12 protein-coding genes and 1 pseudogene are annotated in these 14,328 nt (G+C 73.6%); 6 read left to right on the top strand and 7 right to left on the bottom strand.

The genetic code is table 11. From position 1 onward, the window contains the following. Positions 1-882: pseudogene (locus EBN88_RS30730) on the top strand (hypothetical protein); the annotation flags it as partial. Between the two features lie 189 nt (positions 883-1,071). On the opposite strand, the gene EBN88_RS22675 reads toward EBN88_RS30730, so the two are convergent. Continuing rightward, positions 1,072-2,043, bottom strand: coding sequence for a DMT family transporter (locus EBN88_RS22675; protein ID WP_122185765.1), 972 nt, complete (start codon positions 2,041-2,043; stop codon positions 1,072-1,074). A gap of 263 nt (positions 2,044-2,306) precedes the next feature. Between EBN88_RS22675 and EBN88_RS22670 the strand changes: the two genes are divergently transcribed. Further along, positions 2,307-3,881 (top strand): succinic semialdehyde dehydrogenase, encoded by a 1,575-nt coding sequence (locus tag EBN88_RS22670; protein WP_122185764.1) that lies wholly within the window; start codon positions 2,307-2,309, stop codon positions 3,879-3,881. Beyond that, positions 3,881-5,770, top strand: coding sequence for a GMC family oxidoreductase N-terminal domain-containing protein (locus tag EBN88_RS22665; protein WP_122185763.1), 1,890 nt, complete (start codon positions 3,881-3,883; stop codon positions 5,768-5,770). The genes EBN88_RS22670 and EBN88_RS22665 overlap by 1 nt, the downstream gene beginning before the upstream one ends. 673 nt (positions 5,771-6,443) lie before the next feature. On the opposite strand, the gene EBN88_RS22660 is transcribed toward EBN88_RS22665, so the two are convergent. Continuing rightward, positions 6,444-6,821, bottom strand: a complete 378-nt coding sequence (locus EBN88_RS22660) for a chorismate mutase (protein WP_122185762.1) — start codon at positions 6,819-6,821, stop codon at positions 6,444-6,446. A gap of 372 nt (positions 6,822-7,193) precedes the next feature. On the opposite strand from EBN88_RS22660, the gene guaA reads away from it, so the two are divergent. Further along, the gene (gene guaA, locus EBN88_RS22655; protein WP_325052779.1) at positions 7,194-8,798 is read left to right on the top strand and encodes a glutamine-hydrolyzing GMP synthase; all 1,605 of its coding nucleotides are present in this window, start codon (positions 7,194-7,196) and stop codon (positions 8,796-8,798) included. A 91-nt stretch (positions 8,799-8,889) separates the two neighbouring features. After that, positions 8,890-9,537, top strand: a complete 648-nt coding sequence (locus EBN88_RS22650) for a Uma2 family endonuclease (RefSeq protein ID WP_325052778.1) — start codon at positions 8,890-8,892, stop codon at positions 9,535-9,537. A gap of 19 nt (positions 9,538-9,556) precedes the next feature. On the opposite strand, the gene EBN88_RS22645 is transcribed toward EBN88_RS22650, so the two are convergent. From EBN88_RS22645 to EBN88_RS22625, 5 genes are all read right to left on the bottom strand, one after another. Next, positions 9,557-10,585: a hypothetical protein gene (locus EBN88_RS22645; protein WP_122185759.1), complete on the bottom strand. Its 1,029-nt coding sequence runs from the start codon at positions 10,583-10,585 to the stop codon at positions 9,557-9,559. Beyond that, complete coding sequence (locus tag EBN88_RS22640) at positions 10,576-11,223, bottom strand: hypothetical protein (protein WP_122185758.1); 648 nt, start codon at positions 11,221-11,223, stop codon at positions 10,576-10,578. The genes EBN88_RS22645 and EBN88_RS22640 overlap by 10 nt, the downstream gene beginning before the upstream one ends. 64 nt (positions 11,224-11,287) lie before the next feature. Further along, positions 11,288-11,635, bottom strand: a complete 348-nt coding sequence (locus tag EBN88_RS22635; protein WP_122185757.1) for a potassium channel family protein — start codon at positions 11,633-11,635, stop codon at positions 11,288-11,290. A gap of 60 nt (positions 11,636-11,695) precedes the next feature. Then, entirely contained in the window at positions 11,696-12,391 is a 696-nt protein-coding gene (locus EBN88_RS22630; protein ID WP_122185756.1) for a LuxR C-terminal-related transcriptional regulator, read from the bottom strand. Further along, positions 12,388-13,653 carry an ATP-binding protein gene (locus EBN88_RS22625; RefSeq protein ID WP_233580856.1) on the bottom strand — a complete coding sequence of 422 codons (1,266 nt, stop codon included), beginning with the start codon at positions 13,651-13,653 and terminating at the stop codon, positions 12,388-12,390. The genes EBN88_RS22630 and EBN88_RS22625 overlap by 4 nt, the downstream gene beginning before the upstream one ends. Before the next feature lie 121 nt (positions 13,654-13,774). On the opposite strand from EBN88_RS22625, the gene EBN88_RS22620 reads away from it, so the two are divergent. Then, positions 13,775-14,328 (top strand): PspC domain-containing protein (locus EBN88_RS22620; protein WP_147472808.1); only part of this gene is annotated, 554 nt, incomplete at its 3' end.

Here is a 14,328-nt window from a genome sequence, read left to right as displayed (position 1 = left end):
CGCCTGCGGCCAGGCCGGCGCGGCCGGTGGGTGGTCGGCGGCTCGGCCGCCGCCGTGCTGCTGGCGACGGTGTTGCTGCTGACGCCCTGGCCCGGCGGGCCGGGCGGGGCGAACGCGGAGGACGGCGACGGCGAACGGGGGCGCGCTGAGACCGCGTTGAGCGCCGGCGCGGACGAGCCCACGCCGGGGGACGCGGACGGGGACGGCGTCGAGGACGCGGACGAGGACGAACGGCGCGGCGAGGAGGTGGCCGAGGACGGGGCGTCGGGCGAGGGCGGCGCGACGGACGAGCGGGGGGCCGGCGGCGAGGACGGCACGGAGGACCCGAGTGACCCGACCGACGACCCGGCAGGCCGCGACGACGCCGCGAACGGGGACCAGCCGCCGGCCGAGGTCGCGCCCCCGGCCCTGTGGAACGTGGTCGACGAGCCGAACCTGGCCATGACGTTGGCCCTGCCGCCCGGCTATGTGCGCGAGCAGAACCCCAACTCCGAGCGGCAGGTGAGCTATCGCTCGCCCGACGGGCGGCACTCGGTCGACCTCTGGTACCACCCGGGCTTCACCTCCCCGCCACTCACGGAGGCGGAGCACCAGGTCGAGACGTATCGGGCGGACACCGCCAACCACGCGAGCGTGGAGGGCGACGCGTGGCCGGTCGAGTTCCAGGCGGGCGGCGACGCGGCGGAGCTGCGCGTCGTCACGACGAGCGCGACCCGGCCCCACGAGGGCCCGGCCGAACGCCGTTCCCTGCACTTCGGCGGCCCCTCGGCCGGCTCCCACTGGCAGGTCCAGGTGACGACCCTCGGCTCGGAGGGCGAGGCGGCGACGGCGGGTGACCGCGTGTACCGGGGGCTGCTGGACCGGCTGACCTTCCACGTGTGACGCGTGTGACGCTGCGCTGGCTTGGCGGGGGCGGTGGTCTGATCCCGGCCGCCGCGCGGCCGGGTGGTGCGGATGCGTTCCCGGGGCGCGGGGCGCCGCAACGGCGGTGCGGAGCCCGCCCGTTGTCCCGTGACAGCCATGCGTTACGCCCGCACCCGGCGAGAGACCCTGCCTCACAGGGCAATACACCTAGGCCCCGCGGCCCGAGCGCCTGCGGGGCGCGGCGGGCGGCGTGTTCGCCGCCACCGTCCTGGAGCGCGGGGCCGCGCGGCCCGAGCGTCGGCGGGAGACCGCCACGCCGGCCAGGCAGAGCACCCCGCCGACGAGGCTGAGCGCGCCGGGCGTCTCGTCCAGCAGCGCCCAGGACATCACCACCACCAGCGCCGGCACCACATAGGTCGTCGCCCCCATCCGCCCGGCGGTCGTTCGGGCCAGCGCGAACGCCCAGGTGGTGAACGCCAACGCCGTGGGGAACGCGCCCAGATAGATCATGTTCAGCGTGGCGGACAGCGGCGCGTCCCCCGCCTCGGAGACCAGCACGCCGGTGAACGGCAGGCAGCCCACCGTTCCCACCAGGCAGCCCCAGAACGTGACGCTCAGCGCGCCGGCGTGCGCCAGCGCCGGCTTCTGCGCCACCACGCCCGCCGCGTAGCAGACGGCGGCCAGCAGGCAGAGCAGCACGCCGAGGGCCGAGGCGTGCGAGGAGTCGGAGACGGAGATCCCCACCACCACCGCGCCGGCGAAGGAGACCGCGATCCCCGCGAGCAGCGGCCGGGGCAGCCCCTCGCCCAGCAGCCACGCGCTGAGCAGCGCGATCAGCACCGGGCCGACGTTGACCACCATCGCGGCGGTGCCGGCGTCCACCTCACGTTCGCCCCAGTTGAGGGCGACCATGTACAGGCCGAACCAGAGCACGCCGGAGAGCAGGACCCCGGGCCAGGCCGCGCGGGGCGGCACGCCCGCCCGCCGCACCAGGCAGAAGAGCCCCAACAGCAGGGTGCCGACGGCGAGTCGGCCCAGCGCCAGCGCTCCCGGCGAGTACGCGTCGCCCGCGCTCCGGATCGAAACGAAGGCGGTGGCCCACAACACCACCGTGACGCCGGCGGCGCCCAGCGCCAGCCAGTCTGCGGGCCGGCGGCCGGCCTCGGGGAGTTCCGTCATGAACCGACTCTAGGGGAACGGACGTTCGGTTCGGCGGGCATTTTTCCTCGGGCACTCTTCCTCGGGCACTCTTCTTGAACGCTCCTCCTTGGGCACTCCTCCTTGGGTGGTCCGGCGCACCGTTCCTCGGGCGACCGCCGTCAGCGCCCACCGGAGCCGGCCGTCACCCCGAGCCGGCGCAGCGACATCCCTGCCAGCGATCACTGGCAAAAACTGATTACCAACGGGTAGGCAGCCGTGGCGGACCGTCGTACCCTCCGGCTATGACGACAGCGCAGTCAGACGCGGGCGAGGCCGCCGCCCGCGTCGTCACCGATGCCCTGGTCGCCTCCCTGACCCGTGGGGTCGAGGGCGGCAAGCGCACCGCCTGCCACTGCCCGTTCACCGGTGAGCGTCTCGCCGAACTCCCGGAGGCCACCCCCGAGGACGTGGCCGCCGCCTTCGAGCGGGCCAGAGCCGCCCAACCCGCCTGGGCCGCCAGACCCGTTCGCGAGCGCGCGCGGGTGGCGCTGCGCTTCCACGACCTGCTGTTGCGCCGCCAGTCCGAGGTGTTGGACCTGGTGCAGCTGGAGACCGGCAAGAGCCGGCTCTCGGCGCACGAGGAGGTGCAGTCGGTGGCGATGGCCGCCCGCCACTACGGCCGCACCGCCCCCGGCCGGCTGCGCGCGCGCCGCCACCTGGGCGCCATCCCGTTCCTGACGCAGGTGCGGGAGATCCGCCACCCGCACGGGGTGGTCGGCCATATCGCGCCGTGGAACTACCCGTTGGAGCTGACGGCCGGCGATGTGCTGCCCGCGCTGCTCGCCGGCAACGCCGTGGTGATGAAGCCCGACACCGAGACCGCGCTGACCGCGCTGTGGGCGCGGCGGCTGCTGATCGAGGCGGGGCTGCCCGAGGACGTGCTCACCGTGGTGCTGGGCGAGGGCCCGGTCGTCGGGCCGCTGCTGGTGGAGTACGCGGACTTCGTGACGTTCACCGGCTCCACCCGCACCGGGCGCGAGGTGGCGCAGCGCGCCGCCGCCCGACTCATCGGCAGCAGCCTGGAGTTGGGCGGCAAGAACGCGATGCTGGTGCTGCGCGACGCCGACCTGGAACGGGCCGCCGAGGGGGCGGTGCGGGCCTGCTTCTCCTCGACGGGACAGCTGTGTGTCTCGGTCGAACGGCTGCTGGTCGACGCCTCGGTGGCCGACGACTTCCTGGCCCGCTTCGTGGCCAGGGTCGAGGCGCTGCGGCTGGGTTCGGCCCTCGACTACGGCGTGGACGTGGGCTCGCTCAGCTCGGCCGCCCAACTCGCCACCGTCACCCAGCACATCGAGGACGCCGTGGCGCTGGGCGCGACCGTGCTCACCGGCGGGCGGCACCGCCCGGACCTGGGCCCCTACTTCCACGAGCCCACGGTGCTCGCCGACGTCGCCCCGCCGATGCGGGTCTGCGCCGAGGAGACCTTCGGCCCGGTGGTCGCGGTGCGGCGGTTCGCCACCGAGGAGGAGGCGGTGGCGTCGGCCAACGACACCCGGTTCGGCCTCAACGCGAGCGTCTGGTCGCGCGACGCGCGCCGCGCCCGGCGGATCGCGGCCCGACTGCGGTGCGGCACCGTCAACATCAACGAGGGTTACGCCGCCGCCTACGGCAGCGTGCGGGCGCCGATGGGCGGCATGGGCGACTCGGGGCTCGGGCGGCGGCACGGCGCCGAGGGGCTGCTGAAGTACACCGAGCCGCAGACCGTCGCCCGCCAGCGGCTGCTGCCGCTGGGGCCCTCGCACGGCCTGGACGACCGCCGCTACACGGCCCTGATCAGCCGCTCGTTGCGGGCCATGAAGTCGCTGGGGGTGCGCTGATGGCCGAGGTCCCGCCCGAGCGTCAGAGCCCGGCCCGGCGCCAACCGCCCGCCTCCGACGACGCGTTCGGCCACGACGCGTTCGACTACGACGTCGCGGTGGTCGGCTCCGGCTTCGGCGGGGCGGTCGCCGCGCTGCGGCTGACGGAGAAGGGGTACCGGGTGGTGGTCCTGGAGGCCGGCCGCCGCTTCCGGCGCGAGGAGCTGCCGAAGAACTCCTGGCATCTGCGGGACTATCTGTGGGCGCCCCGGCTCGGCCTCTACGGCATCCAGCGCATCCACCTCCTCCGGAATGTCATGATCCTGGCAGGTGCCGGGGTCGGCGGCGGCTCGCTCAACTACGCCAACACCCTCTACGTTCCGCCCGACGCCTTCTTCCGGGACCGGCAGTGGGCCCACATCACCGACTGGCGGCGGGAGTTGACCCCGTACTACGAGCAGGCCAGGCGGATGCTGGGCGTCAGGAACAACCCCACGACGACGCCCGCGGACCGCCATCTGCGGGCGGCCGCCGAGAAGATGGGCGTGGGCGACACCTTTCACCTCGCCCCGGTCGGCGTCTTCTTCGGCGACGGCCGGGACGCGGCGGACGCCGGCGGGGAGAACGGGGCGAGCCGGGCGCGGCCGGGCGAGGAGGTGCCCGACCCGTACTTCGGCGGCGCGGGGCCCTCCCGGCGCGCCTGCCAGGAGTGTGGCGAGTGCATGACCGGCTGCCGGCACGGCGCCAAGAACACCCTCAACGAGAACTACCTCCACCTCGCCGAGCGCGCCGGCGCCGAGATCCGGCCGTTGACCACCGTCACCGAGGTGCGCGAACTCCCCGACGGGCGCGGGCATCTCGTCGCCTGTGTGCCGACGGACGCGGGGGCGCGCGGGCGACGGAGGAGGCGCACCACGCTCCGGGTGCGCCGGGTGGTGCTGGCCGCCGGCACCTACGGCACCCAGACGCTGCTCCACCGGATGCGGGACACCGGCGCCCTGCCGCGCCTCTCCGACCGCCTCGGCACCCTGACCCGCACCAACTCCGAGGCGCTGGTGGGCGCCCGCACCAACCCGCGCCGCTACCGGGCCCGGCACGGCCGCGACGCCACCCCGGACTTCACCCGGGGTGTCGCCATCACCTCCTCCATCCACCCGGACGAGCACACCCACATCGAGCCCGTCCGCTACGGGCGGGGCTCCAACGCGATGGGCTTCCTGTCGATCAAGCAGTTCCGCCGGGGCGGCCGGCTGCCCCGCGCGCTGGCCTACGCCGCCACCAGCGTGCGCCACCCCTGGGTCTTCCTGCTGTCGATGTCCAACCGCCGCTGGTCGGAGCGGACCATCATCGGGCTGGTCATGCAGACCCACGACAACTCGCTGACCACCTACCGCAGAACGCGCCGCCCGGGCCGGGGCCTGCTCACCGCACGGCAGGGGCACGGCGCGCCCAACCCCGACTTCATCCCCGCCGGCGCCGAGGCGGCGCGCCATCTCGCCGAGGACATCGGGGGGTTCGCCGGCACCAACGTCGGCGAGCTGATCGGCACCCCGCTCACCGCGCACTTCCTCGGCGGCTGCCCCATCGGCGACGACCCGGAGCGCGGCGTGGTCGACCCCTACCACCGGCTGTTCGGCCACCCGGGCATCTCGGTGGTGGACGGCTCCGCCGTCTCCGCCAACCTGGGCGTCAACCCGGCGCTGACCATCACCGCCCAGGCGGAGCGGGCGTTCGCGCTCTGGCCCAACGCGGGCGAACCGGACCAACGCCCGGCCCCGGGCCAGCCCTACCGTTCGCTGGCCCCGACGCCGCCGCGCCGGCCGGCGGTCCCGGAGTCCGCGTTCGGCGCGCTGCGGCTGCCGGCCGTGGTGCTGCCCGTCCCCGAGGTCCCGCCGCGCGAGGACCGTTGAACGTTCCCGGTGAGGACCGTTGAACGTTCCCGGTTTCGGGAGAAGCGAAGAGGCCCGTCCCTCGGGGGAATGGGAACGGGCCTCTCCGGTCATGGAGGCACGGCTCACAAGGAGTCGCGCATGTGGTTGGACCGGTGGGGAGCGAAGAAGGTTGTTCGCGATTCGGTCACGAATCGGACACGGATGTTTGGAAAGGCGCGGGACCGGGCGGAAACGCGCCGGGGGCCCCGGCCGCCGGCCGGGGCCCCCGGGTCAGCACGGCGACAGGGCGGCGCCGGTGCTGGGAGCGGCACCCGGGGGGTAGGCGCCGCTTCTCGTTGTCGAACCACCGGAGGGGGGTGCGCCGTGGTCCGCCAACGTCCTTGGACCCGTTCCCCGCATCGTGCGGGAGACGGGAGGCATCCCGCAAGAGTCCGGGCGGCCGGTCCTCGGCGTCCCGAGGACCGGCCGTGGGGCGTGACCGGCCTGCTGTCCCCTGCTGCCCGGCCACCGCACCGGAGCGAGGTCCCACGGCGCGTGGTCCTCGCCACACCGCGAGGGCCACATCGCCTCATCGCCCCGGGGACACCACCTTCAACGAAGGCCCCGGCGGCCGGTCACGCTCCGTACGAGTGACGCGTCGACCCCCGGTTCGGCCGCCACGCGCGTCCCGGCGTCGTCCCCGCCCCGCGCCTCAGACCCGGCCCCGGCACAGCTCCAGCAGGGTCATCGCCAGGGTCGTGCCCGGCTCGCCCAACTCGCCGCGCCAACGGCGCAGCACCGCGTTCTCCCTGGCCAGGTTGATCCGGCGGCCGCCGTTGGCCATCCGGGTCCGCTGCACGCGCTCCGAGAGCGCCATCCGTTCGCGCACCAGGCGCACGATCTCCGCGTCCAGCGCGTCGATCCCGGCGCGCGCCTCCGCGATCACCGCCTCCGGGTCCTGGTCGGTGGTCCGGTCGGGAGCCGGGTCGGTGAGCTTGCCCACCCCGGCGGGTGCGGAGGCGGTCGCGGACCGCTCCGTCGGGTGGGGCGTTGCCTGGGACGCCCGTTGGGTCGTGAGGTGGGTCGTCATGGTCGTTCCTCCGGAACGGTCGGGACGGCCCGGCGGCCGGATGTGTCGGCCCGCGAACGCGACGACGCCCCGGGCCGGTCGATCCGGGCCCGGGGCGTCGGGGAGTTCGTTGTCAGTGCCGCGTGCGACAGTCCCCATGACCTCCGGCCGGACCGGTGCCATAGGTAAAGAAGAAGTCGTGCCGCCGCTGTGGCATGGGCCCGAGTATGCCACCGCCCCCGCCGGGCCCCCAAGGCGGCCCGGACGGCGCGCGGCCCGCCGCCGGTAGACTCGACGACACCGCAGCGCACTCCGTCGGGACCGCGCACCCCGCACCAACTCCGCCGACAGGCAGCAGGCCGGGTAGGCACGAAAGGCAGCTCCGTGGCATCCGTGGAAGACGTGGCACCTGAGGCATCCGTGGACGACGCGGCCCCCCAGGACACGGTCCTCGTCGTCGACTTCGGCGCGCAGTACGCCCAGCTCATCGCCCGCCGGGTCCGCGAGGCCCGCGTCTACAGCGAGATCGTGCCCTCCACCACCCCGGTGGACGAGATCCTGGCCCGGCGGCCCAGCGCCATCATCCTCTCCGGCGGCCCCGCCTCCGTCTACGCCGAGGACGCCCCCGGCATGGACCCGGCGATCTTCGAGGCGGGCGTCCCGGTCCTCGGGCTGTGCTACGGCTTCCAGCTCATGGCCCAGGCCCTCGGCGGCACGGTCGACAACACCGGGGCCCGCGAGTACGGGCGCACGAGCCTGTCGGTGACCCGCTCCGGCTCCACCCTCTTCGAGGGGACGCCCGACCGGCAGCAGGTGTGGATGTCGCACGGCGACGCCTGCTCGGCGGCGCCCGAGGGCTTCGCGGTGACGGCCGCCACGGACACCGTTCCCGTCGCCGCCTTCGAGAACGACGAACGTCGGCTCTACGGCGTCCAGCACCACCCGGAGGTGCTGCACTCCACCCACGGCCAGCAGGTGTTGGAGCACTTCCTGTACCGGGGCGCGGGGATCAGCCCGACCTGGACCACCGGCAGCATCGTCGAGGAGCAGGTCGCGGCGATCCGCGCCCAGGTCGGCAGCAGGCGCGCCATCTGCGCGCTGTCCGGCGGCGTGGACTCGGCGGTCGCGGCCGCGCTCGTCAACCGGGCCATCGGCGACCAGCTCACCTGCGTCTACGTCGACCACGGGCTGATGCGGAAGGGCGAGACGGAGCAGGTCGAGAAGGACTTCGTCGCGGCGACCGGCGCCCGGCTGCGGCTGGTGGACGCCTCCGAGCGCTTCCTGACCGCGCTCAAGGGGGTCTCCGACCCCGAGCAGAAGCGGAAGATCATCGGGCGGGAGTTCATCCGGGTCTTCGAGCAGGCCCAGGCCGAGCTGATCGCTGAGGCCGGCGCGGCCGGCGAGGACGTCGCGTTCCTGGTGCAGGGCACCCTCTACCCGGACGTCGTCGAGTCCGGCGGCGGCACCGGCACCGCCAACATCAAGTCGCACCACAACGTCGGCGGGCTCCCCGAGGACATCGAGTTCGAACTGGTCGAGCCGCTGCGGCAGTTGTTCAAGGACGAGGTGCGGATGGTCGGCCAGGAACTGGGCCTGCCGGACGAGATCGTCCAGCGGCAGCCGTTCCCCGGGCCGGGGCTCGGCATCCGGATCGTGGGCGAGGTGACCCGCGAACGCCTCGACCTGCTGCGCGAGGCCGACGCCATCGTCCGCGAGGAGCTGACGGCGGCCGGCCTCGACCGGGAGATCTGGCAGTGCCCGGTGGTGCTCCTCGCCGACGTCCGCAGCGTCGGCGTCCAGGGCGACGGCCGCACCTACGGCCACCCGGTGGTGCTGCGCCCCGTCACCTCCGAGGACGCCATGACCGCCGACTGGTCCCGCCTCCCCTACGACCTGCTGGCCCGGATCTCCACCCGCATCACCAACGAGGTGCCGGACGTCAACCGCGTCATCCTCGACGTCACGAGCAAGCCGCCGGGGACGATCGAGTGGGAGTGAGGCCCGGGCCCCGGGGGCCCGGGGCAACGGGTCCCGCCCGGTCGTCAACGTGGACGGCGGCGCCGCCCGTTAGGGTGGCGAGGCGTCATTGATGCGAAAACTCCTGGCCGTGCGAGGGAGACTTCCGTCCATGGGAGGAACCGTGACCGCCCCCGACTCGCAGCACAGTAACCCCGTTTGGCCGGTGCCGCCTCCCGGGGGCTACACCGTCGATGACCTTGACCGGTTGCCCAACCTCCCGCCGCACACCGAGCTGATTGACGGGAGTCTTGTCTTCATGAGTCCGCAGCGGGACTTCCACTCCCTGGCCGTGGATCTCATCACGGCCGGGCTGCGGCGCTCGGCGCCGGAGGGGCTGCGCGTCAAGCGGGAGATGACCGTGGTGCTCACCGAGCACACCGCGCCCGAGCCGGACGTGCTGGTGGTGCGGGCCGACGCCGTGCTGAGCCGGCGCCAGACCCGGTACGAGGCGCGGGACGCGCTGCTGGTCGTCGAGGTGGTCTCTCCCGAGTCGGCGGAGCGGGACCGGGAGACCAAGCCCCTGAAGTACGCCCGCGCGGGCATCCCCCACTTCTGGCGCGTGGAGATGGCCGGCTCCGACGACCACCCGGTCGTCTACACCTTCGAACGGGACGCCCGCACCGCCTGGTACAGCCCGACCGGGGTCTACCACGGCTGGTTGAAGGTGGACGAGCCCTACCGGATCGATCTGGATCTGACCGAGATCGACCGCATGTGAGCCGGTGGTCCGGGCTCCGTCACGGGCGGACGATGGACTGGATCTCGTTGACCTGGACCTCGTGAGTGGTGGCGAAGGTGGCGTCGGGGAGGGTGCCGCCCGTTCCGTCGGAGCCCTCCCAGGCGATGGACCACGTGATGCTGGCGGTCAACGGGTAGCTCGCGGCGTCGTGGGTGGCGCGGAGGTAGGTGAGGCCGCAGGGCGGGATGGCGTCCTCGCCGGCGCCGTCGCCGGCGGGGTACGGGGTGCCGATGGAGCCGTCCTCGTTGATCGGACAGCTGCCCGACGCCGGGTGGGTCTCGGCGTCCGGGGTGCCGGGCTCGATGGTGAGGGCCGTCGGCCGGGCGGTGGTCGTGGCCCAGATGTCCCAACTCTCCAGCGTCGCCGTCACGGCCACCGGGTCGTAGTCCCCGCTCTCGGCCCAGACCCAGGTCGGCAGGTTGACGACCTGCCCGTCCAACGCGGCCGGGCTGAACGTGACCTCGGTGTCAGGAACGCGGATGCGCTCGTAGGCCAGCTCGGCCAGCACCTGGGGCGACAGCGCGTTCTCGACGTCGGGCACGACGCCGTTCTCCACCCAGAAGGGAATCTCCGAGCAGGACGTCCGCTCCAACAGGTCCGGCTCCGACGGGTTCTCGACCGGCCCCCACCACATGCCGTTGCCGGCTTCCTCGGCGTTGAAGTCGGTGTAGGGCTCGCCGCTGTCGTAGTGGTTCCACAGCCAGCTGAGGGCCGCCGCCGCATGACCGGTCTGTCCGGTGGGGTCCCACGCACGCTCGGCCAGGTCCCGTAACTGCTCGGGTGACCAGGTGGGGGCGTACCAGCAGGGCGGCGGGGTCCAGTTGCGGGAGGTGGTGGTCAACGGCCCCCCGTCACCGTTGGCGCCCTCGTCGAAGACGACCACCTCCGCGCTCGCACCGGCCCCGATCTCCGGTCCGCGTTGTTCTCCGGTGGTGTCTCCCACCGGCTCGTCGGCGTTCGCCGTGCCGCTGACGACCAGGAGGGCCAGCGCGCCCGACGAGACGACCAGTGCTCGTCTCAGGCGCACTCCGCCGCCTCCCCCACCACCTCGATGCCGCTCGCCCACCAGTGACCCTCGGCCCCGGGAGCCTCGGCCATGGCGATCGTGTAGTAGCTGAAGCTGCTGTACTCGGTGGTCTCGACCGGGACGATCTCACCGGTGTCGATCTCCTTGCCGAAGATCTCCGAGCTGTCCCGGCAGAAGCTCACCCCGATGACCGACTCGTTCTGCTCGACGGTCAGTTGGTAGTAGCGATCGGTGCCGGTCTTGGTCCAGCCCCCGTCGATCCACTGTTGAATCTGGTCGCGCGCGTAGTCGTACGCCTGGTTCGTGGAAAGCCCCTGGTACGAGGAGTGGTCGGCGTCCTGAGCCACCACTCCGGCCGCGATGGCACGAAGAAAGTTGGCGGCGTTGCTGGCGGCCGCCGCCTCGTCCGGGTCGTCGGGGGTTTCCCAGTCGAAGATCAGCTCGACGTCGTCGGGGAGGGGGATCTCCGTGTCGTCGGGGTCGGGTTCGGCCTCGGGGGTGGAGGTCTCCTCCGAGGGGGCGGTGGTCTCCTCGTCGACGCCGGGGATGGGGTCGTCGGCGGAGTCGTCGGAGCCCCCGCCGCAGGCGGTGAGGGTGAGGAGCAGGGCCGTGGTGGCGGCCAGTCGGTGGCGGAGCACGGTGGGAACTCCCCTTCGCTTACGCGGTGTTGACGGACGATCACCCACACCGTAGCAGCGGCGTTCAGGAGGAGCCGTGGTGGCGCCTGGACCGGCGTTGGGCGAGGCCGGTGCGGGCGAGGAGGCCGCCGACCATCGCGAAGAGGCTGACCGCGCTGAGCGCGTACAGCATCGTGAAGACGCGGGAGAGCGTGGTGCTGGGCGCCAGGTCGCCGTAGCCGATGGTCAGCCCGGTGGTCACCGAGAAGTAGAGCGCGTCGAGCACCGACCAGTGTTCGTGCACCCGGTAGAAGACCGTGCCGGTGGCGACGACAGAGATCAGGGAGAGCGCCGCGCCACGGAACGAGGGCGTGTTCCAGGCGCCCCGCCCCGCCGCGACCAGCGCCGCCGCGAGCACCACGAAACCGAACATCGCTCCAGTCTTGGGCAGCCCGGCCGCCGGGCGGCGCAGCGACGCGGGGCGCGCGGCGGTTCAGACCAGGCGGCGGGCCGTCGCCCAGCGGGTCAGCTCGTGGCGGTTGGAGAGTTGCAGCTTGCGCAGCACGGCCGAGACATGGCTCTCCACCGTCTTCACGGAGATGAACAGCTCCTTGCCGACCTCCTTGTACGCGTAGCCGCGCGCGATCAGCCGCAGCACCTCGCGTTCCCGCTGGGTCAGCCGGTCCATGTCCTCGTCGACCGGCGGGGCCTCCGAGGAGGCGAACGCGTCCAGCACGAAGCCGGCCAGCCGGGGCGAGAAGACCGCGTCGCCGTCGGCGACGCGGAAGATCGCGTCCACCAGGTCGGTGCCGGTGATCGTCTTGGTGACATAGCCGCGCGCGCCGCCCCGGATCACGCCGATGACGTCCTCCGCCGCGTCGGAGACCGACAGCGCCAGGAACCGCACCGCGTCCTCGGCCGCGCTCATCAGCTCGGCGCTGCGGCGCAGCACCTCGACCCCGCCGCCGCCCGGCAGGTGCACGTCCAGCAGCACCACGTCCGGCCTGACCGCCTTGATCACGCTGACCGCCTGGTCCACGTCCCCGGCCTCGCCGACGACCTCGACCCCGGTCTCCTCGGTGCGGCCGATCTCGGCCCGCACGCCCGCGCGGAACATCCGGTGGTCGTCCACCAGCACCACCCGGGCGCGTCGCCCGCCCGGCGTCTCGTTCGTGGGTGCCTGGCTCATTCGGTTCGCTCCATCGTCAGCTCCACCTCTGTCCCCTCGCCCGGTGTGGACCGCACCCGGGCGCTGCCACCGTTGCGCCGCATCCTGCCCACGATGGACTCGCGCACGCCCATCCGGTCGGCCGGCACCGTGTCCGGGTCGAAGCCCGGGCCGCGGTCGCGCACCGAGACGAAGACCGTGCGGCCCTCGACCTCGGCGAACACCCGGATGGGCCCGCCGTCTCCACCGTACTTGGCCGCGTTGACCATGGCCTCACGCGCCGCCTGCAACGTCGCGCCCAGCGGCTCGTCCAGCGGGCAGTCGCCGACGCAGACCACCTCGATCTGCACCCCGTGGTGGTCCTCGACGCCGGCGGCGGTGGCGCGGACCGCCTCGGCGAGGGTCTTCGGCTCCTCGTCCTCCTCGACCGCCTGGCCGGTGCTGGACTCGGCGGAACGGTAGAGCCAGGCGCGCAGTTCGCGTTCCTGCGCGCGGGCCAGCCGGGCCACCTCGCGGCCGTTCTCCGCGTTCCGCTGGATCAGGGTCAGGGTGTGCAGCACCGAGTCGTGGACGTGGGCGGCGACCTCGGCGCGCTCCTGGGCGCGGATGCGCATGGTGCGCTCCTCCGAGAGGTCCTGCACGATCCGCACCAGATAGGGGCCGGCCAGCAGCGCGATGCCGACGACCACGGCGACCGACGCCTGGAGCGCGACGCCCAGGCTCTCGGTCGCCGCCGCGCCCTGGCCCAGCACGAAGACGGAGACGCCGGCGCCGACGAGCACCGCGCCGGCCGCGCTGCGCAGCAGCGGCAGCCAGCGGCTCCTGCGGGTGGCCTCGGCCCAGACGGCGCGGCGGGAGTTGTCGGCCTGTCGCCAGACGACGGCGGCGCCGACGCCGATGATCAGCAGCGGCCACAGGTACCGGCTGGAGATCGGGTACTGGACGCTGGTGCCGAGCGCGAACAGCGCGACGACCAGCACCAGGCCCGCGACCAGCGACTCCTTGCCGGGCCTGCGCAGCGTCAGCTTGCGGCGGGCCGGGGCGGTCGGCGTCTCGGGGGTGCCCAGCGGCACCACGAACCAGAAGACCGCGTACAGCAGCACGCCCAGGCCGTTGGAGGAGAACAGCACCAGCAGGATCACCCGGACCCAGGAGACCGGGACGCCCAGGTGTCCGGCCAGGCCCTGCGCCACCCCGCCCAGCCAGCGCCCGTCCGCGCTGCGGTAGAGCTTCCGGAGCGGCGCCTCGTCCCCGGCGCCGCCGTAGGGCGTGGCGATCGTCATGCCCCGCATCGTCACACGAGCGGACCCCCCGGCACATCAGGGGTGCCCCGGAAGGGAGCGGCGGGAAAGCTCGGGGGCTCCCCGGATTCCGCCGCCCGGCCGCTGAGGAGAGGATGGGCCCATGACCGACGACCGCAGGCGGTCGGGTGCCGGCAGCGGGCCGGCCCCGACGGCGACCGCGCCGGCGACTCCCGACGAGGCGCCGCTGCGCCGCTCCCGCAGGCACAAGGTGATCGGCGGGGTGTGCGGCGGGTTCGGCCGCTACTACCGGCTGGACCCGGTGATCTTCCGGGTGCCGCTGGTGGTGCTGTCGGTGCTGGGCGGCCTCGGGCTGATCGTCTACGGCATCGCGTGGCTGATCACGCCGTTCGAGGACGACGAGGAGAACGAGGGCCGCCGGCTGCTCTCCGGCCGTGTCGAGGGTCCCGGCCTCACCGCGCTGCTCTTCGTGGTGGCCGGCTGCGGGCTGCTGTTGGCCGCGTTGGGGAACGGCGGGCCGACGACCTGGTTCTCGCTTGAGGTGCTGGCCGCGTTGGCGGGCGCCGCCTACTGGGCGCGGTATCGGCGCGGCGCCGAGCAGGCGACGACGCCCGAGGGCGCGCCGGCGCCGTCGAAGATCGCGCAGGCGGCGGCCGAGGCGCCGCCGGAGGCGCGGCGCCCGCCGGCGCCGACCGG

The organism is Streptomyces triticirhizae, assembly GCF_003696235.1.
GTDB lineage: Bacteria > Actinomycetota > Actinomycetes > Streptomycetales > Streptomycetaceae > Streptomyces > Streptomyces triticirhizae.
This window is presented reverse-complemented; position numbering and strand designations above follow the sequence as displayed.